The following is a 25,188-nucleotide window of genomic DNA, read 5'->3' on the forward strand; positions in this document are numbered from 1 at the left end:
CAACGGAGTGTCAACGCCTCTCAGGATTCAGTGGCGGGATGGCATCCTCCGCATCCGGCCCATCCCCGCTGCCCGCCGACGCCCTGGCCTTTCCCGGCGATGCGGACCTTCGCGCCGAGGCCCTGGCCTGGCAGGACGAGCTCGCCCGCGAGCGGCGCCTCTCGTCCAACACCGTCGAGGCCTATGCCCGGGACCTGCGCCAGTTCCTGGCCCATCGGGCCGGGCGGCACGCCCCCCACGGCATCGCAGAACTCGTCGCCCTCAAGCCCCGGGACGTGCGCGCCTTCATGGCGGCGCGCCGGGCCGATGGGGTCGGCGGGCGCTCGCTGATGCGGGCGCTGGCGGGTCTGCGCTCCTTCGCCCGCCACCTTGAGCGCCAGGGCCACGGCAGCGTGGCGGCCTTGGGCGCCGTGCGCTCGCCTAAGGTCGAGCGGCGCCTGCCGCGCCCGATTCCCGTCGCCGCCGCCCGGGCGATGACCGGGCCGGAGCTGCGGGCCGGCGAGACCCGCGAGCCGTGGATCCTCGCCCGCGACGCCGCCGTGCTGGCCCTGCTCTACGGCTCGGGCCTGCGCATCTCGGAGGCTCTCGGGTTGAGCGCCCGGGACGCGCCGGTGCCGGGGGTCGATGCCGTCACGGTGCTCGGCAAGGGCGGCAAGATGCGGATGGTGCCGGTGCTGCCCGTGGTGGCGGCGGCGGTGGTGGCGTACCGCGCCACCTGCCCCTACGGCCTCGCGCCGGAGGGTCCGCTCTTCGTGGGCGCCAAGGGCGGCCCGCTCTCGCCGCGCGTCATCCAGTACGCCGTGGCGGCGATGCGGGGCGGGCTCGGCCTGCCCGAGAGCGCCACGCCCCACGCCCTGCGCCACTCCTTCGCCACCCACCTGCTGGCGCGCCAGGGCGAACTGCGGGCGATCCAAGAGCTGCTCGGCCACGCCTCGCTCTCCACGACGCAGCTCTACACCAAGATCGATGCGACCCGCCTGATGGAGGCCTTCGACGCCGCCCATCCGCGTGCCGGTACCGGCCCCGCCCGGGCGGCGGCCCTGCGCGAGAAAAGCCGTGCGCCCAGCCCCCCGTCCGCGCTAGGACCGGCGGCATGACCCGCCTTCCCGCCGCCTCGCGATGACCCAGGACCTGCTGGCCACCCTGCGCCGGGGTGACTGCGCCGGAGCGAAGGCGCTGCGCTTCCCCCCCGGCCTCGCCGAATTCCCGCGCGAGATCTTCGGGCTCGCCGATACCCTCGAACTCCTGGACCTGAGCGGCAGCCACCTTGATGCGCTGCCGGCGGATTTCGGGCGCCTGCGGCACCTGCGCGTGCTGTTCTGCTCGGGCAGCCGCTTCACCCGCCTGCCGCCGGCGCTGGGGGATTGCCCGACCCTGAGTCAGGTCGGCTTTCGCGGCACCGGGCTCGTGGAGGTTCCGGGCGAGGCCCTGCCCCCCGCCCTGCGCTGGCTCACCCTCACGGACAACCGCATCGCGACCCTGCCGGACGCCCTCGGGCAGCGCCCGCGCCTGCAGAAGCTCATGCTGTCCGGCAACGCCCTGACCCGGCTGCCCGAGAGCCTGGCGGGCGCGCCGAACCTTGAACTGGTGCGGCTGGCCGCCAACCGGCTGGAGGCGCTGCCGCCCTGGCTGACCCGCCTGCCGGCCATGGCCTGGACCTCCTTCGCGGGCAATCCCGTCGGCGACGAGCCCGGGCTCCCCGACGTGCCGGGGGTATCCTGGGCCGCCCTCGAACCGGGCGACCTCCTCGGCGAGGGCGCCTCGGGCCGCGTGCACCGGGCGCTCTGGCGCCGGGGCGACGCGCCGGCCGAGGCGGTCGCCTTGAAACTGTTCAAGGGAGCGATGACCAGCGACGGCCTGCCCGAGCGTGAGATGGCGGCCTGCCTCGCGGCCGGCGCGCACCCGCACCTCACCGGCGCCCTCGGGCGCATCGTCGACCACCCGGAGGGCCTGGAGGGCCTGCTGATGCCGCTGCTGCCGGCGGAGTGGCGGGTGCTCGCCGGCCCGCCGAGCCTGGAGAGCTGCAGCCGCGACGTCTACGCGCCCGGCCTCACCCTGGCGCCCGCGACGGCCCTGCGCCTCGCCCGCGCCGCCGCGGAAGCCTGCGCCCATCTCCACGCCCGCGGCATCCTGCACGGTGACCTTTACGGCCACAACATCCTGTGGGACGGCACCGAGGGGGCCGCCGTCGTCAGCGATTTCGGCGCCGCCTCGATCCTGCCCAAAGGCCCCGCCGGCGCGGCCCTGCGCCGGGTCGAGATGCGGGCCTGGGGGCTGCTCCTGGGCGAACTCCTCACCATGGCGGGCCTCGAAGCAGGCCCCTGGCGCGACCTGGAGCGGACCTGCACGGGGCCCGACATCGCGGGCCGGCCGGATTTTTCGGACCTGCTCGCGCTGCTGCCGCCTGGGACCGACGACACCGGCCGCGCCGACTGATGTGCGGAAAGCACAGGCGCCGTCCGGGATAGGCCGCGACGGATCGAAACCACGCCCCGGCCCGGCCCGGCCCAGATTTCGTCACGGTGGACCGCCAGGGACCGCAGCCGGAATCAAGGGGTTACGGTCATCATGAAGGCATTCACCTCCGCGCTGCTGCTCGTCGGCGCCCTCGCCGCCCCGCAGGCCGCGATGGCCGCGAGCAAGACCACGGTCGGCGTCGGCACCGGCGCGGTGGCGGGCGCCCTGGTTGGCGGACCGGTGGGCGCGGTCGTGGGCGGCATCGTCGGCGGCTATATCGGCGCCACCTCGGAGAGCCCCCGGCCGCGCCGCCGCCGGGTGCGAGCCGCCCGGCGGGCCGCCCTCGCCCCGCGCAAGCTGCGTGTGGCGGAGGAGCGCGCCGCGCCGATGCGCCCGGTCGCCCCGGTCGCCACCGGCAGCCTCACCCCGGTGACGACCGCCCCCGCCGCGACCACCTGGCGGAACCCGCGCTAGCGGCGCGCGGAGCGGCCGGCGCCGGCCCGGCCCCTCACCCGCCGACATAGGCCGCGAGTTCGTCCGGCGTGCCGTGCGGGAAGGCCCGCTTCAGGTGCTCGATGAAGGCCGAGACCCGGGCGCTGAGCAGCCGGCGCGAGGGATAGAGCGCCCAGAGCGCAACGTCCGGCCCCTCGACGTCGCCCCAGAGCACCAGGGTGCCGACGGCCAGGTCGCGGCTGACGAGCGAGATCGGCAGACGCCCGGCCCCGACGCCGGCCCGGATCGCATCGCGCACCATGATCAACGACGACAGGCGCAGCACCGGCTCGAAGGGAATGGCCGCACCCCCGCCGGGGCTCCGCACCGTCCAGACCCCGCCGCCGCCCGCCCCGCGCACCACGGCCGGTGCGGCCCGGGGCGCGGCCGGCCGGGCGAGGCCCGGGCTCGCCACCACGACCAGGTGGTCGTGCAGCACGATGCGCCCGATCAGGCTCGCATCGGGTTCCGGATTGACCCGGATCGCGAGGTCGTAGCCCTCCTCGACCATGTCGACGGCCCGGTCTTCCGTGGTGACCTCGAGCCGGACCTCGGGATGCGCCAGCGCGAAGGTGGCCGCGAGCTTGCCCATGGCGATCTGCGAGAACAGGAGCGGCGCGCTGACCCGGAGCCGGCCGCGCGGCGTCGCGCTGCCCGAGGCGATGGCCGCCGCCGTCTCGTCGAGCTCGGCTAGCAGCATCCCGGTCCGCGCGTGCAGGGCGCGCCCCTCCTCGGTCAGGGTGAGCGCGCGGGCGCCGCGCTCGAACAGGCGCAGATCAAGGGCGGCCTCCAGTTCCGAGACCCGGCGCGACAGGGTCGCCTTCGGACGCCCGGCCGCCCGGGCGGCGCGCCCGAACCCGCCGTGGCGGGCGACGAGGTTGAAATCCGCGAGGGCGAGGAGGTCCATGGGGTCCACCCGGGTGTGTTCCATCCGTGAGACGGACTGTCCCGATATAGCGGCTATCGGCACAGGTGTGGATCACTACCTATCGGGCTGCCACCCCCGGCAACCCGGAGAGACACCATGACCATCCTCGTGACAGGCGCCACCGGTACCCTCGGCCGCCAGGTCGTCGACCATCTCATGCAACGCGGCGCCGATGTCCGCGCCCTTGTCCGCGACCCGGCCAAGGCCGGCCTGCCGGCGGGCGTTGCCGTCGTCCGGGGCGACCTCCTCGACGTCGCCTCCTTGCGCGAGGCCTTCACAGGCGCCTCCACCCTGTTCCTGCTGAATGCGGTGGCGGCCGACGAAGTCACCCAGGCGCTGATCGCCCTCAACATCGCCCGCGAGGCCGGAATCAGGCGGGTGGTCTACCTGTCGGTGATCCACAGCGACGTCTACGTGAACGTGCCGCACTTCGCCGGCAAGTTCGCCGTCGAGCGGATGATCGAGGCGATGGGCTTCGAGGCCACCATCCTGCGGCCCGCCTACTTCATGAGCAACGAGCACACGATCAAGGACGTGGTCCTCCAGCACGGGATCTACCCGATGCCGATCGGGTCCAGGGGGCTCGCCATGGTCGACGAGCGCGATCTCGGCGAGGTCGCGGCCCTGGCGCTGATCCGGGGGGCTCAGTCCGACGGACCCCTCCCCCTCGAGCGGATCAACGTCGTCGGCCCGGAGACCCTGACGGGCGAGGCCGTGGCCGCGATCTGGTCGGCGGTGCTCGGCCGCCCGGTCGCCTATGGCGGCGACGACACCGCCGGGTTCGAGCGGAACCTGCAGGCGTTCATGCCCGGCTGGATGGCCTACGACATGCGCCTGATGGCCGAGCGCTTCCTCTCCGACGGCATGGTCCCCGAGGCCGGCGACGTCGCGCGGCTGACCGCGCTCCTGGGCCGCCCCTTGAGGACCTACCGCGAGCGCGCCGCCGAGATCGCGGCCGCCTGATCCCGGATCTCACCGATCCCGGCCCATGGTCGGGACCCGTGAGGGGCCGGCGGATGACCGCCGTCGCGCAGGCGGACAGCGATGAGGCCGGACCCCGCGCCCGATGCCGTCAGGCGCCGCCCCATTGCATGGTCAGGCCGCCATCGACCACCAGGGTGTGGCCGGTGACGTAGTCGGCATCGTCCGAGGCGAGGTAGAGGATCGCCTTGGCGATCTCGTCGGGCTGGCCCGCCCGGTGCCACGGGATGCGCTCCAGGGATTGGGCGAGCTTGTCCGGGTTCTCGAAGCGGTCGGCGGTCATCGGCGTCTCGATCAGGCCGGGCGCCACGTTGTTGACGTTGATCCGGTCCTCGGCGAGCTCCCGTGCCAGGCTGCGGCAGAGGGAGCCGACGCCCGCCTTCGACATGCCGTAGGGGGCGCTCTCCGGGGTGGGCAGGTGCTGGGCCACCGAGGAGACGATGACGATCTTGCCGCGCCCGCCCTGGGCCCGGCGGACCTTGATGAAGGCCCGGGCGCAGAAGACCGGAGCCATCAGGTTGACGCGCAGGATCTGCTCGAGCTTGCCGTCGTCCATCTCGGCCACCGGCATGCCGCTCATCGCCTGGCCGGCATTGTTCACCAGGATGTCGAGGACACCGAGCTCCTGCGCGACCCGCGCGAAGGTCGCCTCCACGGAGGCCGGGTCGCCGACGTCGTTCTGGATCACGAGGCAGCGGCGGCCCGTCGCCTCGACCCGGCGCGCGGTCTCGCGGGCGCCGTCCGCGTCGGTGTTGTAGGTGATGGCGACATCGGCGCCCTGGCGCGCGAACAGCTCGGCCGTCGCCTGGCCGATCCCCGAATCCGCGCCCGTAATGAGTGCGCGCTTGCCGTGCAGCGTCCCGTTGCCCTGCGATGTCATGGTGGACCGGTCTCCTCGCACCGTTCGAATCGATGCGGGGACAAGGGCCCGGCGCCCGGCCCTGTTCCGGGCCGCGACGCCGGATCACGGGCGCCCGTGCGAACCTTCGTGTTTCTCGGACCTGCGCGACTCAGGTGACGACGCTCGGCTCCGAGCGTCCGGTGAGCGCGGCGATGTCGGCCAGTTCATGGGCCACCGCCACCACCGGGGCCAGCACCTCCGCCACCGGCCGTTCGAGCCGGTCGGGGGCGGATTCGTAGCGTTCGATGTAGACCCGCAGGGTCGCACCCGCCGTGCCCGTGCCGGAGAGGCGGTAGACCACCCGGGCGTCCTCCGCGAAGGTGACGCGCACGCCCTGCTGCTCGGTGACGGAGCCGTCGACGGGATCGACGTAGCGGAAGTCGTCCGCGGCCGAGACGGTGAGATCGCCGAGCTTCTGGCCCGGCAGCGTGGCGAGCTTGGCCCGCAACCCGTCCATCAGGCGCTTGGCAGCCTCCGAGTCGATCTCCTCGTAATCGTGCCGGGTGTAGTAGTCGCGCCCGAACGTGGCCCAGTGGTCCCGCACCACGGCGTCGGCCGGCTTGCCCGTGACCGCCAGGATGTTGAGCCAGATCAGCACGGCCCAGAGCCCGTCCTTCTCGCGGACATGGTTCGAGCCGGTGCCGGCGCTCTCCTCGCCGCAGAGGGTGATCAGGCCGGCATCGAGCAGGTTGCCGAAGAATTTCCAGCCGGTGGGGGTCTCGTAGGCCTTGATGCCGAGCGACGCCGCCACCCGGTCGAGGGCCCGGCTCGTGGGCATGGAGCGGGCGACGCCGGCTAGGCCCCGGGCGTAGCCGGGGGCGAGGTGGGCATGCGCCGCTAGGATCGCCAGGCTGTCGCTCGGGGTCACGAACAGGCCGGGCGCCACGATCATGTTGCGGTCGCCGTCGCCGTCCGAGGCAGCACCCAGGTTCGGCGCGGCGTCGCTCAGCATCAGTTCGTAGAGGTCGTGGGCGTGGACCGGGTTCGGGTCCGGATGGTGGCCGCCGAAATCCTCCCGCGGTGTGCCGTTGAGGACGGTGCCGGGCTCGGCCCCGAACACGCCTTCCAGGATGGCGTGGGCGTAGGGGCCGGTGACCGCGCTCATGGCGTCGAAGCGCATGCGGAAGCCGCCTCCGAACAGGCGCGTGATCGCGTCGAAGTCGATGAGCTCGCGCATCAGCGCGAGGTAGTCCGCCACGGGATTGATCACCGCGACGGTCATGTCGCCGATCCGGGTCTCGCCGAGGGTATCGAGGTCGAGGTCGGGCCCCTCGACGATGCGGTACTCGGTCAGCGCCCGGGTGCGCGCGTAGATCGCCGCCGTGACGGTCTCGGGCGCCGGGCCGCCGTTGGCGGTGTTGAACTTGATGCCGAAATCGCCCTCGGGGCCGCCCGGGTTGTGGCTCGCCGACAGGATGATGCCGCCGATGGCGCCGTGCTTGCGGATGACGCAGGAGGCCGCCGGGGTCGAGAGCAGGCCGCCCTGGCCCACCAGCACCCGGGCGAAGCCGTTGGCGGCGGCGATTCTCAGGGTGGTCTGCACCACCTGGCGGTTCAGGAAGCGGCCATCGCCGCCGAGCACCAGGGTGGTGCCGGCCCGGTCGGGGATGCAGTCGATGATCGCCTGGACGAAGTTCTCGACGTAGCGCGCCTGCTGGAACACCGGCACCTTCTTGCGCAGGCCGGACGTGCCCGGCTTCTGGTCGTCATAGGGCGTCGTCGGGACGGTCGTTACGGACATCGTTCAAGCACTCCTGAATCGCCGCGCTCAAGAACGCGGTTTGTCCCCGCGGGTCAATCGGCGGCGCCCGCCGGGCGCCCGCGCGGGGCGGCGGCCGGGATCATCCCGTCGCGGCCGGGCCGTAAGGCAAGCATCGCGCCGATCCGAGGCAGGGTCTCACAGCTCAAGGATGCGGCGACGACGGGCCTGATCTTAAGAGATCGCTAACGGAACGGTCGCCTCGACACTATAGTCCGCTTGCCACGTCGACAGATCCGTGGTTGGTGGATCTCGGCCAGGTGGGTGAGTGTTCAGCCAGGATCCCCGCAAGGATTCGCACGTCCGGTTCAAATCCGGACCCCGGCCTCCACGCCGCATCGCCAGGTCTTTACCAGGTCTTGCGGATTGGACGTGAGCGCTCTTCGTCGTGTACGGACGATCGACTGGACCGTCACGGCCGCCAGCGCAACGTCCACTTGCACGCCCCTTTCCAGATCGTTCACCTTGGTTTTTCTTGGGATGAAACCCCGGGATGAGACGTGTTGCCCCGGGAACGATCGGAAACGGTCAAGATTTGTCCTTCACGAATTCGCGTGTGAGGACCGTGCATGGAAATTCCCCAGGATGTCGGCCTGCGCGCCGACGGCTCGAACACGCCCGAGACCCAGCAGGAGGCCATCCAGCAGGAGGCCGACGACATCCTCCTGGCGCCCCTGGCCGACATCCCCCGCATCGACCTGCGCGAGGCCGGCGAGCCCTGGGACAAGCGTCGGCACGCCGGCAAGGCCCTGCGCGAGGTCGTGCCCCATGCGGCGCACGCGCCGTGGCACCCGCCCGCCGGCCGGCCGGACCCCGTCTCTCTGATCGAGACCGCCCATGCCGGCCGCCAGGAGCACCTGATTCCCCTGCGGGTCGCCCGCATGGCGAGCTCGCCCTTCGCCTTCCTGCGCGGGGCCGCCCACGTCATGGCCTGGGACCTCGCCCACACCCCGCGCAGCGGCATCGCGGTGGTGATGAACGGCGACGCGCACCTGGCCAATTTCGGCCTGTTCGGCACGCCCCAGCGCGACATCGTCCTCGACCTCAACGACTTCGACGAGGTCACGATCGGCCCTTGGGAATGGGACCTGAAGCGCCTCGTCGCCAGCATCGAGGTGGCGGCGCGCACCGACGGGGTCGCCAAGGCCGAGCGCCGCGAGGCCGCCCTCGCGGCGGTGGCCGGCTACCAGCACACCATGACCGAGCTGGCGCCGCAGGGACCCCTCGACGTCTGGCACCAGGCCGCCCGGGCCGACCAGCTCGATTTCGCCGGCCTCACCATCGACGCCCATTCCGAGGCGGTCATCGCCAAGGCGGTGGAGAAGGCGCGCAAGAAGCACAACAAGAGCCTGCTCGCCCGGGTCGGCGAGCGCCGCACCGACGGCGGCTGGCGCTTCAAGGAGCAGCCCCCGATCCTCACCGGTGTCGATGCGGAGACCCGCGAGGCGGTGATCGTCGGGCTGGAGCACTATGCCGAGACCCTGCCGCGCGAGCGCCGGTTCATGCTGAGCCGCTACCACGTGGTGGACGTGGCCCACCGGGTCGTCGGGGTCGGCAGCGTCGGCACCCGCGCCTACGTCGCGCTCCTGTGCGGGAATTCGGACCAGGACGTCCTCTTCCTCCAGGTCAAGGAGGCGGTGACGCCGGCCCATGCCCCCTACCTCGCGGGCATGCCCGAAGCCTATGGCGACCACGAGGGCGAGCGGGTGATCTACGGCCAGCGCCTGCTCCAGGCGGTGGGCGACCCGCTGCTGGGCTGGACCAGCATCGACGGCCGCCCGTTCTACGTGCGCCAGATGAAGAACATGAAGGGCGACATCCCCGTGGCCGGCCTGACGGGCCAGCCGCTGATCTACTTCTCCTGGGCCTACGGCGCCCTGCTGGCACGGGCGCATGCCCGCACCGGGGACGCCGCCGCCATCGCGGGCTATTGCGGCCGCGACCGGCACTGCGACCTGCGCGAGGCCCTGGCCGCCTGGGCGCTCGCTTACGGCGACCAGAACGAGGCCGACTACGCGGCCTTCCAGGCGGCCATCGCGCAGGGGCGCCTGGAGGCGGCGCCCGACCCGGAGATGTGATCCACAGGCCTGCGACAAACTGGGGACGGACGCCGAAAGCGCGGAGCCCGCGCCCGCCGGCCGCGTTTCCAGACTCCCATCCTCCAAGCCGGGCAGCGCACACCCCAGATGGCAAAACGCAGGACCGCGTCGTCTCCCGCTCCGGCCGAGACAGCAAGAGGATCGGCCAAAGATTCGGCCCAGCGGCCCGCGGAGGGGCCGGTCCGGGCGAAGGCCCGGACGTCCGCCAAGACTGCGGGGAGCAAGACGGCGGGGACCGAGCCTGCGGTGACCAAGGTATCCGGCGCCAAGTCATCGAGCAGCAAGGCATCGAGCAGCAAGACATCGAGCAGCAAGGCATCGAGCAGCAAGACGCCCGGCCCGAAATCGGCGTCGAAGCCGGCCTCCGGCCAGGGAGCGGCGCCGGCGGCCGGGGCGGCGCCCGCCCCGGAGATCGTGGCGCCGCTGGTGCCCACCGGCGCCCTGGCGGTCGCCCTCCTGGACCTGACGAAAACCGGGAAGCCGCTGGTCCACATGGCCCGCGAGAGCCACCGGCTCGAGGCCATCGCGGGCATCCTGCGGGCGCTCTCGCCCGAGCGCAGCGTGGCGATCTACCCGGAATGGGACTGCCTGCCCTACGACCGTGCCTCGCCCTCGCGCGGGGTGATGGGCGCGCGCACCGGCGTGCTGCGCTGGCTCACCGACACCGCCAGCCTGCCCGACATCGTCCTCACCACCGGCCCGGCCCTGATCCAGCGCGTGCCGCCGGCCGAGACCTGGGCGCAGGCGCGCCTGGAGGTCCGGGTCGGCGACGCCCTCGACCCGACGGCCGTCTCGGCCTTCCTGCAGCGCCTCGGCTACATCCTCGACGACCGGGTCGATGAGCCCGGCGAGGTCGCGGTCTGGGGCCGGACCGTGGACGTCTTCCCGGCCGCCGCCGACCGCCCCTGCCGCATCGAGTACGAGGAGGGCCGCGTCACCGCGATCCGCTCCTACGACCCGGTCTCGCAGCGCTCGCTCGCCGATGCCGCAGTGCTGGTGATCGACCCTGCCACCGAGATCGTCCTGCCCGAGGGCTCGGAGAGCCGGCTCGCGCCCTTCACGGGCCAGGAGCACGGCCTCGCCCGGTACTACCCGTCCCTGGTCACCGTCCTCGACCAGGTGCCCGACGCCCGCCTCGTGGTCGAGGGTGGGGCCGAGGAGCGGGCGCAGGCCTTCTTCGAGCAGATCGCGGAAGGGCGCGAGGCCGCGGCCCGGTCCCGGCGCGGCGGCGCCGACGACAGCGGCCTCTACCTGAGCCCCGAGGATTGGGCGGCCCAGCTCGATGCGCGCCGCGTCGCCGAGGCCGAGGCGGACGGCGCCGAGGACCTGACCATGCCGGTCTTCGTGCGCAGGGCCCGGCCGAACACGGCCCTGGCCGAGACCCTGCGCGAGCACCTGAAGGCGGGCGACCGCATCCTCCTGACGGGGCCGGCCGAGCCCCTGGCGCGGCTGGTGCGCGTCGCCGAGCGGGCGCTCGGCCGCAAGGCTCGGACGGTGCGGGACTGGGCCGAGGCCGTGGCGGCGAAATCCGGCGCGCTCCTCCAGCTGGAGGCTCCGATCGAGGCGGGCTTCCGGGTGCCGGGCGCGGGCGTGGCGGTGATCGCCGCCGCCGACCTCTTCGGCGCCCGTGCCGCCGCCGTGGCGGCCGGGGGCCCGAGCGCCATCCTGCCCATCGGCGAGGTCGAGCTGCGCATCGGCGACGTCGCCGTCGACCGCGACAACGGGCTCTGCGTGTTCGAGGGGCTGGAGCCGGTCGGGACCGGCGACGGCGGCAGCGAGGACGCCCTGCGCCTGCGCTTCGCCGGCGACGGCATCCTGATGGTGCCGGTCTCGCAGGCCGACCGGATCTGGCGCTACGGCTCCGAGGTCGAGGCCGTGACCCTTGACAAGCTGGAAGGCGGAAGCTGGGCAAAGGGATCTTGGGGACGCCGGCGCCTGGAGGCGGAGGCCTGCATGGCCCGGGCCGCCCGGGTGATGCTGGCCGATGCCGAGAAGCGCCGGTCGATCCGGGCGCCGGTGCTGGTGCCGCCCGACCGGGAGATGGAGCGCTTCGCGGCCGGCTTCGGCTTCGCGCTGACCGCCGACCAGGCGAGCGCCGTCACCGGCGTGATGGCGGACCTCGCCTCGGGCCGGCCGATGGACCGCCTCGTCTGCGGCGACGTCGGCTTCGGCAAGACCGAGGTGGCCCTGCGCGCCGCCGCCGCGGCGGTGTTCGCCGGCAAGCAGGTGGCGATCGTCGCCCCCACCACGGTGCTGGCGCGCCAGCACGTGCAGACCTTCACCCGGCGCTTCGCCCGCTTCGGCGTCGAGGTCGCCCACCTGTCCCGCCTCGTCTCTCCGGCCGAGGCCAAGCGGGTCAAGGCGGGGCTGGCCAACGGCACCATCCGCCTCGTGGTCGGCACCCACTGCCTTGCCGCCAAGGGCGTGGGCTTCGCCGATCTCGGCCTGATGGTCATCGACGAGGAGCAGCGCTTCGGGGCCAAGATCAAGCAGGGTCTGCGGGAGGCGGCGGGCGAGGGCCACGTGCTCACGCTCACCGCGACCCCGATCCCCCGCACCCTGCAGAGTGCCCTGGTGGGGCTCCAGAGCCTCAGCGTCATCGCCACGCCGCCCTCCGTGCGCCAGCCCATCCGCACCGTGATCGCCCCCTTCGAGGACGAGGCGATGCGCGACGCCCTCACGCGCGAGCACCGGCGCGGCGGCCAGAGCTTCGTGGTCTGCCCACGCATCGAGGACATCGCTCCCATGGCGGCGCGCCTCGCCAAGCTGGTGCCGGACCTGCAGACACGGGTGGCGCATGGCGGGCTCAACGCCGCCGAGATGGACGACGTGATGGTGCGCTTCGCCGACGGCGAGGGCGACGTGCTGCTCGCCACCAGCATCATCGAGAGCGGGCTCGACGTGCCGCGCGCCAACACCATGCTGGTCTGGGACGCCGAGCGCTTCGGCCTGTCGCAGCTCCACCAGCTGCGCGGCCGGGTTGGGCGCGGCCAGCGCCGCGGCGTAGTCTACCTCCTCAGCCGCCCCGACCGGCCGCTGACGCCGGCCACCGAGAAGCGCCTGCGGACGCTGGAGGCCCTCGACCGCCTCGGCGCGGGCTTCGCCATCAGCGCCCGGGACCTGGACCTGCGCGGAGCGGGCGACCTCGTGGGCGAGAACCAGGCCGGCCACGTCAAGCTCATCGGCCTCGGGCTCTACCAGCACCTGCTGCACCTGGCGCTGCGCGCCGCCAAGGGCGAGCCCGCCGAGGACTGGAACCCGGAGATCCGGCTGGGCCTCTCGGGCGCCGTGCCGGCCGACTACGTGCCCGAGCCGGAGGTGCGCCTCAGCCTCTACACCCGCCTCCTGCGCCTCGCGAACCCGGAGGAGGTGGAGGCCCTGCGCAGCGAGGTGGTCGACCGCTTCGGCCCGCCACCTGCGCCCTTCGAGGACCTGATCGCCCTGGCCCGGCTCCGGGTCGGCTGCCTCGGGCTCGGCATCCACCGCCTCAGCGGCGGGCCCCAGGGGCTGGCCGCCGACCTGCGGCCGAACGCGCCGCCGCTGCAGGTCCCCGTCCACGCCCACATCGTGCGCAAGGACAACCGCGTGCTGCTGCGTCAGGGCAGCGAGGACCCGGCGACGCGCGGGCGCCTCGCCGCCGCCTTCCTGGAGCGCCTGCGGGCCCAGGGCGCGCGCCCGGCGCCGCCCGTGGTCGAGGCGGCGGCGTGACGGGGGTCCGCACGAGGCCGTGAGGGACGGAACGGCCGTCGGCGGGGGCCGATTGACGACGGTGAGGGGCGCCCGGGGGGGCGCCCCCGACGCCACGCGAGACCCGATGCCCATGACCGACCTGTCCCGCCGAAGCCTGCTGGCCGCCACCGCCGCCGGGGGATCGCTGCTCACCGTGGCCGGGGCGCAGGGCCAGCCCGCGGCGCAGAGCCCGATCCGGGGCAAGGACGGCGCCTCGATCCTCGGGCCGCGCAACCCCGCCCGGGAGGCCGAGGACCCCTTCACCCTGCGCCCGCCCGCGACCGACCACGGCACGATGCCGAACCTGAAATGGTCCTTCGCCGACAGCCACATGCGCCTCGAGGAGGGGGGCTGGGCCCGGCAGACGACGATCCGCGAACTGCCGGTGTCGAAGGCGATGGCGGGGGTGAACATGCGGCTCGGCGCCGGGGTGGTGCGCGAGATGCACTGGCACAAGGAAGCCGAGTGGGCCTACATGCTGAAGGGCCGGGCCCGGATCACCGCGGTGGATGCGCAGGGCCGGACCTTCGCGGACGATGTCGGCGAGGGCGACCTCTGGTACTTCCCCTCGGGCATCCCGCACTCGATCCAAGGCCTGGCCGCCGACGGCGTCGACGGTTGCGAGTTCCTGCTGGTCTTCGACGACGGCGGCTTCTCGGAGGATTCCACCTTCCTCCTGACGGACTGGCTGGCGCATACGCCGAGGGACATCCTCGCCAAGAACTTCGACCTGCCGGAGAGCGCCTTCGCGGGCGTGCCGGAGAAGGAGCTCTACATCTTCCCCGGGCCGACCCCCGGCCCCCTCGACGCCGACCGGATGGGCGGCGCCGGCCCGGTGCCGGAGCCCTTCAGCCACCGGATGCTGGCCCAGGCGCCCCTGAGCCTGCCGGGCGGCACCGTGCGCATCACCGATTCCTCGGTGTTCAAGGCCTCGAAGACCATCGCGGCCACCCTGGTGGAGCTGGAGCCGGGTGCGATCCGCGAGCTGCACTGGCACCCGAACGGCGACGAGTGGCAGTTCTACATCGCCGGCCAGGGCCGCATGACCGTGTTCGGCTCGGAATCGAAGGCCCGCACCTTCGACTACCAGGCCGGCGACGTCGGCTACGTGCCCTTCGCCATGGGCCACTACATCGAGAACACCGGCACGACGCCCCTGACCTTCCTGGAGATGTTCCGCAGCCCGACCTACGCCGACATCTCCCTGCGCCAGTGGCTCGCCCTCACCCCGCACACCCTGGTGGCGGCGCACACCCATCTCAGCGCAGCGGATCTCGACCGCCTGCCGGGGGTCAAGGCGCCGGTGCTGCCGGGGTCTTGATCCGGGGCCGCTGCCCGCGGCAAGGTTCGGCATGCCGCGCGGCCGTGGAGCAGCGAGCCGGGCGGACTCGGATCGCGCCGGTGCAGGACCAGGACGACGGCGCGCGCGACGGTCACGGCCATGATGGCGGCCGTCGTCAGCCAATCGGATCGGCCGCGCTTCACAGGCAGACGGCGTCCTGATCTCCGGCGGCCGAGACGATGCTGCCGCCCCGTGCCTGCCAGTGCACGCGCCAGGTCACGACGCATCCCGACAGGGGAACCTCGAAGAACGCCCACGGCGTCTTCGGCGGGTTCGCCTCCCCGTAGATGCGCCGCGTGAAGCCTTCGGCCCGCAGGCGCTCGAGCAGGTCGGCCTCCGAAGAGCCGGGCGGGAAGGCATCCGCGACGCGAGCCTGGAAGGCGAGGCCGGCCTCGGCGGGCCCGGGCGGAAGGTCCCGGACGAGGGAGGGCGTCGCGACCACCGGCGAAGCAGTCCGAAGGATCCAGACCGGCACCGCGACCAGGGCGGCGAAGGCGAGCAGGATCGCTCCGACGAACAGGTGGACGAACGACCGGCCTCTCATCGTGCCACCTCGGATCGAGGACCGTCGGCCCACGTCCGACACGACCTCACGGTAGCGCTCGATTCGCTCCTATTCAATCAAAAGGTGTGCTTTCGACAGGCTCGGCCGCTCCGCCTCTCGCCGAACGCCCGGATTGGGAATCTAGCTCCCGGGCTTCCGCACCGCCGAGGCGACGTCGAGGGGCTTGGGCAGCAGGCCGAGGCGGTGGAAGGTGTCGGCGACCTTCTGCTGGTCGGCGGTGGTCTCGGCGTTCAGCGGCGTGACCCCGTAGGTGAGGCGGCGCAGGGCCACCGTGAGGATCGGCGCCGGGATGCCGACGGAGGGGGCGAGCTCGGCCGCCACCGCGTCGGTGTTCTCCTTGGCCCAGGCGTCGATCTCGCCGATGGCGGCGAGCGTCGCGTCGAGGGCCGGGCCGTGGGCGGCGGCGAAGGCGCGGGTCGAGAGGTAGAACTGGCGGTTCGGCACGAGGTCGGTGCCGTCGACGAGGATGCGCCCGCCGGTGCTGCGCTCGCCCGAGGCGAGGTAGGGGTCCCAGATCGCCCAGGCGTCGACGGCGCCCCGCGCGAAGGCGGCGGCCCCGTCGGCCGGCGCCAAGAAGGTCGGCGTCACCGCCTCGTAGGGCACGCCCGCCTGCTCGAGGGCCCGGACCAGGAAGTAGTGGACGTTCGAGCCCTTGTTCAGGGCGATCTTCCTGCCGCGCAGGTCCGCGACCGTCCGGATCGGGCTGTCCTTCGCCACCAGGATCGCCTCGCCCTTGGGGGCGGCCGGCTCGTGTCCGACATAGAGCAGGTCCGGGTTGGCGGCCTGGGCGAAGATCGGGGGCGCCTCGCCAGCCGAGCCGAGATCGACGGCCCCGGCGTTCAGCGCCTCCATCAGGGGCGGGCCCGAGGGGAACTCGGCCCAGGTGACGCGGTAGCCGAGCGGCTTCAGGCGCTGCTCCAGCAGGCCCTTGCCCTTGAGGAGGACCAGCGTGCCGTATTTCTGGTAGCCGATCCGGATCACCCGCTCGTCCGCGCGGGCGTGCACGACGCCGAGGGTCAGGAGCGCCAGGGCGGTGAGCAGGATCCAGGCGCGGCGGGTGCCGTCGGAGCGGAGCGCGAGCGCGCGGGTGGCGGCGGGCATGGGGATGTCCTCTGGGCTGGGGTGATGGGACTTGATGTTCGATGGATCATCCAGCTCGATCGGCTTCCCCCTGCAGGCCGTCATCCCGGGGCCGCGCGGCGGAGCCCGGGATACAGATCCGCAGGTGGTGCCGAACCTGACGCTGTCGGCGGCTCTGGATTGCACGCCGCTGGCGCGCCCCTTCGGGTCCGGGCTCGCCTGCGGCGCCCCGGAATGACACCCGCTCTCCCGGCGGCAAGGCTTTTGGCGGCAAGGCTTTCGCCCGAGCCCCCCCTCAATGCGCCGCGATGCGGCGGCCGGGCACGATGTCGTTGGCGATGACCTCGCCGAACGGGCCGTTGTTGCGGGCGTTCGAGGGCGCGACGCCGGTGGTGGCGCGCAGGGGGAGCTTGGGGAAGACCAGCTCGGCGAAGCGGTAGGCCTCCTCCAGGTGCGGGTAGCCCGAGAGAATGAAGCGGTCGATGCCGAGGTCGATGTATTCCTTCATCCGGTCGGCCACCTGATCGGCCGAGCCGACCAGGGCGGTGCCGGCGCCGCCGCGCACCAGGCCGACGCCGGCCCAGAGGTTCGGTGAGACCTCGAGCTTGGTGCGGTCGCCCCCGTGCAGGGCCATCATGCGGCTCTGGCCCACGGAATCCTGGCGCTTCAGGGTGGCCTGGGCCTTGGCGATAGTCTCGTCGTCGAGGCGCGAGATCAGGTTCTCGGCGGCCGCCCAAGCCTCCCCTTCCGTCTCGCGCACGATGACGTGCAGGCGGATGCCGTAGGAGAAGGTCTTGCCCTTGCGGTCGGCGGCCTCCCGGGCCCGGGCGATCTTCTCGGCGACGCCGGCCGGGGGCTCGCCCCAGGTCAGGTAGACCTCGCAATGCTCGGCCGCGACCTCGATGCCGGCCGGCGAGGAGCCGCCGAAATACAGCGGCGGATAGGGCTTCTGCACGGGCTGGAAGATCACCCGTCCCTCCTCCACCCGGAGGTGCTTGCCTTCGTAGCTGACCGTCTCGCCCGACATCAGCCCGCGCCAGATGTGCAGGAACTCGTCCGTCACGACGTAGCGCTCGTCGTGGTCGAGGAAGACGCCGTCGCCGCGCAGCTCGACGGGGTCGCCGCCCGTGACGACGTTGATGAGCAGGCGCCCGTCCGAGACCCGGTCGAGGGTCGCGGCCATGCGGGCGGCCATGGACGGCTCCTGCAGGCCGGGCCGGACGGCCACGAGGAAGCGCAGGCGCTTCGTGAGCGGCGCCAGCGCCGAGGCCACCACCCAGGAATCCTCGCAGGAGCGGCCGGTGGGCAGGAGCACGCCGTAATAGCCGAGCTCGTCGGCGGCCTGGGCGATCTGGCGCAGATACGCGATCGAGACGTCGCGGGCACCTTCCTGGGCGCCGAGGTAGCGGCCGTCGCCGTGGGTGGGGAGGAACCAGAGAACGTCGGTCTGTCCGGTCATGGGGGTTCTTTCTCGCGGTTGGCGGCAGCGCTCAGGCGGGCGCGCGCTCGGACAACAGGTGGTCGAGGATGCGGCCTTCCAGGGCCGCGAGGTCGGCGTCGCCCCGGCGGCGCGGGCGCGGCACGTCCACGGCGACGTCGAGGGCGATGCGGCCGGCCTCCACCACCAGGATGCGGTCGGCCATCGCCACGGCTTCGGCGACGTCGTGGGTGACGAGGATCGCGGTGAAGCCCTGCGCCCGCCAGATCCGCTCGATCATCGCCTGCATGTCGATGCGGGTCAGGGCGTCGAGGGCGCCCAGCGGCTCGTCAAGGGCGAGCAGCCCCGGGCGGCTGACGAGGGCGCGGGCGAGCGCCACCCGCTGGCGCTGGCCGCCCGACAGGGTCGCGGGCCAGTTGCCGGCCTTCTCGGAGAGGCCGACCTCCCCCAGGGCGGCCTGCGCCTTGGCGCGGCGCTCCGCCTTGCGGCCGTCCTCGCCGAGGCCCACCGCCACGTTGTCGACGACCCGGGCCCAGGGCAGCAGGCGCGGCTCCTGGAACATGATCCGCTTGGGCGGGGTGCGCAGGGCCTGCGATTCGAGGGTGATCCGGCCGGCGCTCGGCTGCTCCAGGCCGAGGATCAGGCGCAGCAGGGTGCTCTTGCCGCAGCCCGAGCGCCCGACTACGGCCACGAACTGCCCGGCCGGGATGTGCAGGTCGAGCCCCTCGATCACGGTGTGGCCGTCGAACGCCTTGCGCAGGTCGCGCAGGGTGACGCCGATGCCCGCGGCGGAGGGCGCGGGCGCAGTCCGGGCCGACGCCTTCGGGGCGGCGACCTCGCGGGGTTTCGGATCGCGGATCTGGCTGTCCTCGGGGACGCGAAGGGCGGTGGCGAGCATGGGACGGACCGTCGAAGGGGAGAAGTGTCTGGGAAAGAAGCCGTGGGGCATCGAGATTCGGGCACTCCCTCCCCCTTGCGGGGAAGGAAACCCACGTTCCGTCAGGTGTTCCGGTAGGCCGGGTTCCAGGCAAGGAACCGGCGCTCCAGCAGCCGGGTCACGGCGTCGGCGGCCTTGCCGAGGCCGGCATAGATCACGATCGCCAGCACCACGACGTCGACGAGCATGAACTCGCGCGCCTGCATCGCCATGTAGCCGAGGCCGGAGGAGGCCGAGATCGTCTCGGCGACGATGAGCGTCAGCCACATGATGCCGAGCGCATAGCGCAGGCCCACGAAGATCGAGGGCAGCGCGCCGGGCAGCACCACGCGCAGGAACAGGGTGGTGGGCGACATGCCGTAGACCCGGCCCATCTCGACGAGCTGCGGGTCCACCGAGCGGATGCCGTGCAGGGTGTTGGCATAAACGGGGAAGAACACCCCGATGGCCACCAGGAAGAGCTTGGCCTCCTCGTCGATGCCGAACCACAGGATCACCAGGGGGATCAGCGACAGGTGCGGGATGTTGCGGATCATCTGCAGCGTCGTGTCGGTGAGGCGCTCGGAGAGCCGCGACAGGCCGTTGGCGAGGCCGAGCGCGAAGCCGATGCCGCCGCCGATCAGAAAGCCGACAGCCGCGCGGGCGAAGCTGATCGAGAGGTTGGTCCAGAGCTCGCCGCTGCGGGCCGCCTGCCAGCCCGCCGCGACGACGCCCGAGGGCGCCGGCATGAAGCGGGTGGAGACGAGGCCGGTGGAGGCGGCGACCTGCCAGCCGAGCAGGATCGCGGCGGGCACGAGCCAGGGCGTCAGGCGCTCCAGGGTGCGGGTGTGGAACGAGGTCGTCATGGGGTTCAGCCCTTGCTCGCCGGGGGAGCCGGCGGCGTCCACACGGCATCGCGGACGCGGATGGGGTTGGGGATCAGGCCCAGCGCCTGGAAGCGGTCGGCCACGCGCTGCTGGCCGGCGATGACCGCCTCGCTGAGCGGCGCGATCACGTAGACGCTGCGGTCGACGGCGCGCTGGGTCGCGTCGAGGGGTACGCCGGTGCCCTTCGAGAGCAGCGCGGCGACCTCCGGGCGATGCGCCTCGCACCAGGCCGCGACCGCGCCGAGGGCGCCGACCGCCGCCTGGACCACGGGGGCGTTGCCCTGGGTGAAGTCCCGGTTGCCGAGGAAGAAGTTGGTGGGCTTCTCGATCTCGGCGGCGCTGGCCAGGATGCGGGTGCCGGGCTGGCGCTCGGCGATGGCGAAGTACGGGTCCCAGATCGCCCAGGCGTCGACGGCGCCCCGCGCGAAGGCGGCGGCCGCATCCGCCGGCGCCAGGGTGACGGGCTCGATGTCGGCATAGGTCAGACCGGCCGTCTCCAGGGCGCGGACCACGAGGTAATGCGAGCTCGAGCCCTTGGCGAAGGCGACGCGCCGGCCCTTGAGATCGGCGAGCGTCTTCAGGGGCGAGCCCTGCGGCACGAGGATCGCCTCGCCCGAGCCGCCGGAATCCTGGGCCGCGACATAGAGCAGGGTGTTGCCGGCGGACTGGGCGAAGACCGGGGGCGGCGCGCCGGTCTGGCCGAAATCGATGGCGCCCACGCCGAGGGCCTCGAGGACCGGGGGCCCGAACGAGAACTCGGTCCAGCGTACGGAAACGCCGAGGGGCTTCAGCGCCTGCTCGATCGCGCCCTGCTGCTTGGCGACGACGAGGATGCCGTTCTTCTGGTAGCCGATCCGGAAGGTGCCGCTCTCGGCCCGCGCCGGTGCGGCGGCCGGCCCGGGCAGGGCCGCCGCCGCCAGGGCGCCGACGAGGAGGTCGCGTCGGGAGAGCATCGGGGCGGTCCTTAGCCGGCGCTCGCGAAGGCGGCGACCGGGGCCTCCGGCGTCCCGGCGCGGGCGGCCCGGGCCTGGAGCAGCTCCGCGAGCTGGCCCGCCGCGTCGGCGATGCGGGCCTTCACGCCCGGATCGACGAGGACGCCGTCGCGAAAATCCGCGTCCGAGCCGTAGACCGCGCTGGGAATGGTGTGGGCGCTGAAGAACCCGAAGAGCGGGCGCAGGGAATGCTCGACCACGAGGGCGTGGCGCGGGCCGCCGCCGGTGGCCGAGAGGATCACGGGCTTGCCCACCAAGGCCGCCGGATCGACGAAATCGAACAGGTGCTTGAACAGGCCCGTATAGGCGCCCTTGTAGACCGGCGAGCCCACGATGAGGGCGTCGGCACCCTCGATCGCCTCGACGATGCGGCGGGCCGGCAGCGGCAGCAAGTCCCGCGACCAGGCCGCGCCGAGGCCGGTGCCGGCATCGAGCATGTCGTACAGGCGGATCTCGGCCCGCAGCTGCGCGCCGACCGCCTCGGCCAGGGATTCGGCCAGCGCCCGGGTCTTCGAGGGGCGCTGGAGGTTGGCGGTGAAGCCGACGATACGGGGCAGCGACATGGAGTGACTCTCGTAGGCGCCAAGTTCTCCTGACACGTCGGCGCACGCGCTCAAGACGAGCGCTGGTCAGCACCGGTGATTCCGAAGATCTTCGCTCTGCAAAACGGGCCGGGCCACGTGTTTTTCGTGACGCCGCGTCTGTCGAAAACGTGCCCGTTGCACGTCCGAGAATCAATGAAAGGTTCTTTTGAATGCGCAGCACGCGGGAGACGATCTCTCCGGCCCGCGGGCCATCGGGAGATGATCCCGTTCGACAGGCATTATGATGCCGGAATTTTCACCGCCTGGGCCGATCGAGCTCCGCCGAACCGGGGCGGCGCGCCGTCAGGCGACGGCGTCGTCGAGCACGCCCTGCAGCACCAGCCGCCGGAAGGCCGCCAGCAGGTCGGCGTCGAGCTTGGGCAGCATGCCCTGCATTAGGGCGTGGGCCTCCGCGTGGGGCAGCGGATCGCGGTAGGGGCGCCGCTCGGTCAGGGCCGAGTGGATGTCGCAGATGGTGACGAGGCGCACGAGGTCGGGGATCGCCGCGCCCACGAGGCCGTCGGGGTAGCCGCTGCCGTCGAGCATCTCGTGGTGGGAGCGCACCACATCGAGGGTCGCCGCGTCGAAGCCGCCCTGGGCGGCGAGCAGGTCGGCGCCGATGCCCGGATGGGTCCGCATCACCGCCATCTCCGCGTCGGTGAGGCGGCCGGGCTTGTTCAGGATCGCCAGGGGGATCTTCGCCTTGCCGACGTCGTGCAGCAGGGCGGCGCGCGCCAGCCGCTTCTGGTCGGCGCGGGCGAGGCGCAGGCCGGCCCCGAAGGAGGCGGCATAGCCCGCGACGCTGAGGGAGTGCTGGTAGAGCTGCTGGTCGTGGCTCTGGACGACGTCGAGCCAGGCGCGGATGCCGGAATCCGAGACCGCCTCCAGGATCAGCTCGGTCCCGGCATCGACCTCCTCGGCGTTCACGGGGCGCCCGGTCTCGGCTGACCGGAAGGCGCCCGCCACCATGGTGACGGCCGCCCGCGCCCGTTCGCCGATGTCGCGGACCTTCCGGATAGGGGCGGCGGTGCTCCGGCGGGCCGCCTGCCAGGTGTCCACCAGGGCGAACAGGGTGGCGAGGACCGCCGTGCGGGGCGCGTCCGCCGGCAGGGTGCGGGTGGCGACGGGGGCCCGGCCGCGGGCGACGGGCGGCCGGTTGGTCAGCTGCAGGCTCGCGATGCGGGCGCCGTGGAGCCGGGCGATCCAGAGGGTGGCGAGGTGCGCGTCCCCGGTGATGTCGATGACGGCGACGAGGGGCTGTACCGCCGGCAGGGCCTCGCGCGGCTCGATACAGCGGCAGGCGACCACGTTCTCGACGGCGCGACAGAGCAGGGCCGCCAGCTGTGGCCTGTCCGAGACGATGAGAACGGAATTGTCCTGGGTCACGAGAGGGTCCGTCAACGTGGTCTGCGGTCCGGCTCCAGAGCCCGACCCTCAACATTTGACACCAATTCATTATCGAACAATTCACGACAAAGCATCACCCAGTCGTGATGATCCGTCTACGTGTTTTCTGCGGATCAGCCAGGGATACGGGCTGGGCGAAATCCCACCCGGCACGGGCCAGCACTGGGCATCTCCGACAAACCTCGCGGACCTCGTCCGATCGCTCCGCCCCGGCGTGACGACCCGCCTCGGGGCGACGATCGGCGGGCGTGGACTTTTGCGGCCCGGTCGCGCACCTCCTGCCCGCACGGTGCGGACGGCAAGGGGTGGGATGGATGGGAGACGGGCGATGAACCGGCGCGAGGTCGTGGCGGCGGCCCTGGCGCAACTCGCCCCGCGCCTGCCCGAATTCGAGTCGGAGGCGGTGGTCGACCGCGCCCTGGCGAGTCCGGGCCTGCGCAACGCGCGCCCGGACAACGCGGCCTGGCTCGCCCTGGTGTCCTATGCCCGCCACGTCTTCACCGAGTACGACGCCCTGCTGGACGAGGGCTACGACCGCGACAGCGCCCGGCACTTCGTCCTCGACGACCTCAACGCCGTGCTGGCCGAATGGGGCTCGCGCCGCCGGGTCTCGGAGGAGGAGACCGCCGCGCCGGAGGACGACGAGTCCGCCTGAGCGCGATCACGGTCGCGTGGGCTCCGGTGCTGGGTTGCATCCGGGCACCTTGCACCGCGCCGGCCCGGACGGCATCGTCCCGCCGCGCCGGCCCCCTCCCCCCGGGCCGGTCCAGTACAGGGAACAGGTCGTCATGAAGATCAGCGCGCGCAACGTCCTCAAAGGCAAGGTCGTCTCGGTCGAGAAGGGGGCCACCACGGCCCATGTGAAGATCGAGATCGCCGGCGGCCAGCTGGTCACCGCCTCGATCACCAACGAATCTGTCGACAGCCTGAAGCTCACCGTGGGCGGCGAGGCCTATGCCGTGGTGAAGTCCTCCGACGTGCTGGTGGCGGTGGATTGAGGACGATGCGCCGGCTCGCCGCGCTCGCGCTCCTCGCCCTGTCCGCCCCGTCGGCCTGGGCGCAGGACCCGCCGCCCCGCGAGCCCGGTGCGATGCCGGCCGCAGACCCGGCGGCCTGCACGCAGTTCGACTGGTCGCTCCTGCGCGAGCAGGCCTGGTTCTCGGCCGCGAGCCTGCCCCGGGTCGAGTCCGGCGGCACCCTGCCGGCGGCGATGCCGGCCGCGATCCTGGCCATGAAGCCGCAGGACGCGGTCGAGGCGCCCGTCCCGCCGTCGCGGGAGCCGAAGCCCGGCACCTATGGCGGCCTGCTGCGGCTCGAGGCGCCCCTGTCTCCGGGGGCCTATCAGGTCACCCTGTCGCAGCCCGCCTGGATCGACGTGAGCCAGGACGGCAAGACCACCCGGCCCCCGACCGCGAGCACGATGCGGCCCGGCTGCCCCCTGCTTGCCAAGAGCGTGCGCTTCCAGCTCGGCACCGCGCCGATCACCCTCCTGGTCAGCGGCGCGCCCGCCGACACGATCCGGATCGCCGTGGCGCCGGCGGAGTAGGGCGGCGCCGCGGACCCTCGACGGGGCGATCCCCGATGGACTAGCGTGGCGCCGAGACCTCGACCCTTCGCCCTCGACCCTTCGCCCTCGACCCTTCGCCTCAGACGATCCTCGGCGCCCCGCCCGGCGGGGACGCGATCCCGGGAGCCCTCCGCTGACCCTTCGCCTCCGCCTCGCGACGCTGCTGCTCCTCGGCCCCTGTCTGAGCCTGTCCGCCCAGGCCCAGGACCGGGGCAGCGTCAACCCGAAGCCGCTGCCGCCGCTCGCCAACCCGGACGCCCCGGACACGCCGGCCAAGGCCCTGTTCGGCCGGGCCACCACCCCGGCGCCGGGCCCTGCCCACGCCTACGGCTCCTATGCCAAGGGCTGCTTCTCGGGCGGCGAGGCCCTGGCCGTCGACGGGCCGAACTGGCAGGTCATGCGCCTATCGCGCAACCGGATGTGGGGCACTCCGCCGCTCGTCGACTTCCTGGAGCGCCTGGCCGCCAAGGCGCCCCGCATCGGCTGGAACGGCCTCCTCGTCGGCGACATGTCCCAGCCCCGCGGCGGCCCGATGCTCACCGGCCACGCCTCGCACCAGCTCGGCCTCGACGCCGATGTCTGGCTGACCCCGATGCCCGACCACCGCATGAGCCGGGTCGAGCGCGAGGAGACCTCCGCCACCAACGTGGTCCGGCCCGACCGCCTCGACATCGACCCGCAGGTCTGGACCCCCGAGCACCTCAAGCTGATCCGGATGACGGCCCAGGAGCGCGAGGTGGCGCGCATCTTCGTCAACCCGGCGATCAAGAAGGCCCTGTGCCGCGAGGCCGGCGGCGACCGCGCCTGGCTCTCCAAGGTGCGGCCGATGTACGGGCACAACTACCACTACCACATCCGCCTCGCCTGCCCGGCTGGCCAGGACCAATGCGGCGACCAGGCCCCGCCGCCCGCCGGCGACGGCTGCGGCGAGGAGCTGGCCTACTGGTTCAGCGACGCGATCATGAACCCGAAGCCCGCGACGAAGCCGGCGCGCCCGAAGCCGCCGATGACGATGGCCGCGCTGCCGGCCGCCTGCCGGGCGGTGCTCAAGGCGCGCTGAAGCA

At 72.8% G+C, this 25,188-nt stretch carries 23 protein-coding genes and 1 tRNA gene; 13 read left to right on the forward strand and 11 right to left on the reverse strand.

What is annotated here, in order from left to right:
- Window positions 1–38 precede the first annotated feature (38 nt).
- The 3 genes from ACXJY8_RS17675 (at window position 39) to ACXJY8_RS17685 (ending at window position 2,931) form a co-directional block, all read left to right on the forward strand.
- Complete coding sequence (locus ACXJY8_RS17675) at window positions 39–1,097, forward strand: tyrosine recombinase XerC (protein WP_463771393.1); 1,059 nt, start codon at window positions 39–41, stop codon at window positions 1,095–1,097.
- A 22-nt stretch (window positions 1,098–1,119) separates the two neighbouring features.
- Entirely contained in the window at window positions 1,120–2,436 is a 1,317-nt protein-coding gene (locus ACXJY8_RS17680; protein ID WP_463771396.1) for a leucine-rich repeat-containing protein kinase family protein, read from the forward strand.
- Window positions 2,437–2,568: 132 nt separating this feature from the next.
- Window positions 2,569–2,931, forward strand: a complete 363-nt coding sequence (locus tag ACXJY8_RS17685; RefSeq protein ID WP_463771399.1) for a hypothetical protein — start codon at window positions 2,569–2,571, stop codon at window positions 2,929–2,931.
- A 34-nt stretch (window positions 2,932–2,965) separates the two neighbouring features.
- On the opposite strand, the gene ACXJY8_RS17690 is transcribed toward ACXJY8_RS17685, so the two are convergent.
- Window positions 2,966–3,856: a LysR family transcriptional regulator gene (locus ACXJY8_RS17690; RefSeq protein WP_463780755.1), complete on the reverse strand. Its 891-nt coding sequence runs from the start codon at window positions 3,854–3,856 to the stop codon at window positions 2,966–2,968.
- Between the two features lie 117 nt (window positions 3,857–3,973).
- Between ACXJY8_RS17690 and ACXJY8_RS17695 the strand changes: the two genes are divergently transcribed.
- Window positions 3,974–4,840, forward strand: a complete 867-nt coding sequence (locus ACXJY8_RS17695) for an SDR family oxidoreductase (protein ID WP_463771403.1) — start codon at window positions 3,974–3,976, stop codon at window positions 4,838–4,840.
- A gap of 109 nt (window positions 4,841–4,949) precedes the next feature.
- Here the strand turns inward: ACXJY8_RS17695 and ACXJY8_RS17700 are convergent, their stop codons facing one another.
- Window positions 4,950–5,738 (reverse strand): SDR family NAD(P)-dependent oxidoreductase, encoded by a 789-nt coding sequence (locus ACXJY8_RS17700; RefSeq protein ID WP_463771406.1) that lies wholly within the window; start codon window positions 5,736–5,738, stop codon window positions 4,950–4,952.
- 130 nt (window positions 5,739–5,868) lie between these two features.
- Window positions 5,869–7,500: an alpha-D-glucose phosphate-specific phosphoglucomutase gene (locus tag ACXJY8_RS17705; protein WP_463771409.1), complete on the reverse strand. Its 1,632-nt coding sequence runs from the start codon at window positions 7,498–7,500 to the stop codon at window positions 5,869–5,871.
- Window positions 7,501–7,772: 272 nt separating this feature from the next.
- Here ACXJY8_RS17705 and ACXJY8_RS17710 point away from each other — a divergent pair.
- From ACXJY8_RS17710 to ACXJY8_RS17725, 4 genes are all read left to right on the forward strand, one after another.
- Window positions 7,773–7,849: transfer RNA gene (locus ACXJY8_RS17710), tRNA-OTHER, on the forward strand.
- Between the two features lie 238 nt (window positions 7,850–8,087).
- A complete protein-coding gene (locus ACXJY8_RS17715; protein ID WP_463771413.1) occupies window positions 8,088–9,596 on the forward strand; it encodes a DUF2252 domain-containing protein in 1,509 nt (502 codons plus the stop codon).
- 513 nt (window positions 9,597–10,109) lie between these two features.
- Window positions 10,110–13,325 (forward strand): helicase-related protein, encoded by a 3,216-nt coding sequence (locus ACXJY8_RS17720; RefSeq protein ID WP_463780760.1) that lies wholly within the window; start codon window positions 10,110–10,112, stop codon window positions 13,323–13,325.
- Between the two features lie 112 nt (window positions 13,326–13,437).
- The gene (locus ACXJY8_RS17725) at window positions 13,438–14,667 is read left to right on the forward strand and encodes an oxalate decarboxylase family bicupin (RefSeq protein WP_463771416.1); all 1,230 of its coding nucleotides are present in this window, start codon (window positions 13,438–13,440) and stop codon (window positions 14,665–14,667) included.
- A 160-nt stretch (window positions 14,668–14,827) separates the two neighbouring features.
- Here the strand turns inward: ACXJY8_RS17725 and ACXJY8_RS17730 are convergent, their stop codons facing one another.
- Both ACXJY8_RS17730 and ACXJY8_RS17735 read right to left on the reverse strand, forming a co-directional pair.
- Window positions 14,828–15,232: a hypothetical protein gene (locus ACXJY8_RS17730; protein WP_463771419.1), complete on the reverse strand. Its 405-nt coding sequence runs from the start codon at window positions 15,230–15,232 to the stop codon at window positions 14,828–14,830.
- A 141-nt stretch (window positions 15,233–15,373) separates the two neighbouring features.
- The gene (locus ACXJY8_RS17735) at window positions 15,374–16,354 is read right to left on the reverse strand and encodes a sulfonate ABC transporter substrate-binding protein (RefSeq protein WP_463771422.1); all 981 of its coding nucleotides are present in this window, start codon (window positions 16,352–16,354) and stop codon (window positions 15,374–15,376) included.
- 34 nt (window positions 16,355–16,388) lie between these two features.
- Between ACXJY8_RS17735 and ACXJY8_RS17740 the strand changes: the two genes are divergently transcribed.
- Window positions 16,389–16,571 carry a hypothetical protein gene (locus ACXJY8_RS17740; protein ID WP_463771426.1) on the forward strand — a complete coding sequence of 61 codons (183 nt, stop codon included), beginning with the start codon at window positions 16,389–16,391 and terminating at the stop codon, window positions 16,569–16,571.
- Window positions 16,572–16,628: 57 nt separating this feature from the next.
- On the opposite strand, the gene ssuD is transcribed toward ACXJY8_RS17740, so the two are convergent.
- From ssuD to ACXJY8_RS17770, 6 genes are all read right to left on the reverse strand, one after another.
- Window positions 16,629–17,792: an FMNH2-dependent alkanesulfonate monooxygenase gene (gene ssuD, locus ACXJY8_RS17745; protein ID WP_463771429.1), complete on the reverse strand. Its 1,164-nt coding sequence runs from the start codon at window positions 17,790–17,792 to the stop codon at window positions 16,629–16,631.
- A 31-nt stretch (window positions 17,793–17,823) separates the two neighbouring features.
- Complete coding sequence (locus ACXJY8_RS17750) at window positions 17,824–18,669, reverse strand: ATP-binding cassette domain-containing protein (protein ID WP_463771432.1); 846 nt, start codon at window positions 18,667–18,669, stop codon at window positions 17,824–17,826.
- A 101-nt stretch (window positions 18,670–18,770) separates the two neighbouring features.
- Window positions 18,771–19,553 (reverse strand): aliphatic sulfonate ABC transporter permease SsuC, encoded by a 783-nt coding sequence (gene ssuC, locus ACXJY8_RS17755; RefSeq protein ID WP_463771436.1) that lies wholly within the window; start codon window positions 19,551–19,553, stop codon window positions 18,771–18,773.
- Window positions 19,554–19,558: 5 nt separating this feature from the next.
- Window positions 19,559–20,527 carry an aliphatic sulfonate ABC transporter substrate-binding protein gene (locus ACXJY8_RS17760; protein ID WP_463771439.1) on the reverse strand — a complete coding sequence of 323 codons (969 nt, stop codon included), beginning with the start codon at window positions 20,525–20,527 and terminating at the stop codon, window positions 19,559–19,561.
- A gap of 11 nt (window positions 20,528–20,538) precedes the next feature.
- Complete coding sequence (gene msuE, locus ACXJY8_RS17765; protein WP_463771441.1) at window positions 20,539–21,129, reverse strand: FMN reductase; 591 nt, start codon at window positions 21,127–21,129, stop codon at window positions 20,539–20,541.
- 324 nt (window positions 21,130–21,453) lie between these two features.
- Window positions 21,454–22,551: an HD-GYP domain-containing protein gene (locus ACXJY8_RS17770; RefSeq protein WP_463771443.1), complete on the reverse strand. Its 1,098-nt coding sequence runs from the start codon at window positions 22,549–22,551 to the stop codon at window positions 21,454–21,456.
- Between the two features lie 334 nt (window positions 22,552–22,885).
- On the opposite strand from ACXJY8_RS17770, the gene ACXJY8_RS17775 reads away from it, so the two are divergent.
- From ACXJY8_RS17775 to mepA, 4 genes are all read left to right on the forward strand, one after another.
- Window positions 22,886–23,212 (forward strand): DUF2293 domain-containing protein, encoded by a 327-nt coding sequence (locus ACXJY8_RS17775; protein WP_463771446.1) that lies wholly within the window; start codon window positions 22,886–22,888, stop codon window positions 23,210–23,212.
- A gap of 133 nt (window positions 23,213–23,345) precedes the next feature.
- Window positions 23,346–23,555, forward strand: a complete 210-nt coding sequence (locus tag ACXJY8_RS17780) for a TOBE domain-containing protein (RefSeq protein ID WP_055948660.1) — start codon at window positions 23,346–23,348, stop codon at window positions 23,553–23,555.
- A 5-nt stretch (window positions 23,556–23,560) separates the two neighbouring features.
- Entirely contained in the window at window positions 23,561–24,103 is a 543-nt protein-coding gene (locus ACXJY8_RS17785) for a hypothetical protein (RefSeq protein ID WP_463771450.1), read from the forward strand.
- 154 nt (window positions 24,104–24,257) lie between these two features.
- Window positions 24,258–25,184, forward strand: a complete 927-nt coding sequence (gene mepA, locus ACXJY8_RS17790) for a penicillin-insensitive murein endopeptidase (protein WP_463780763.1) — start codon at window positions 24,258–24,260, stop codon at window positions 25,182–25,184.
- Window positions 25,185–25,188: the final 4 nt, after the last annotated feature.

It is taken from the genome of Methylobacterium sp. TK31 (assembly GCF_055361545.1).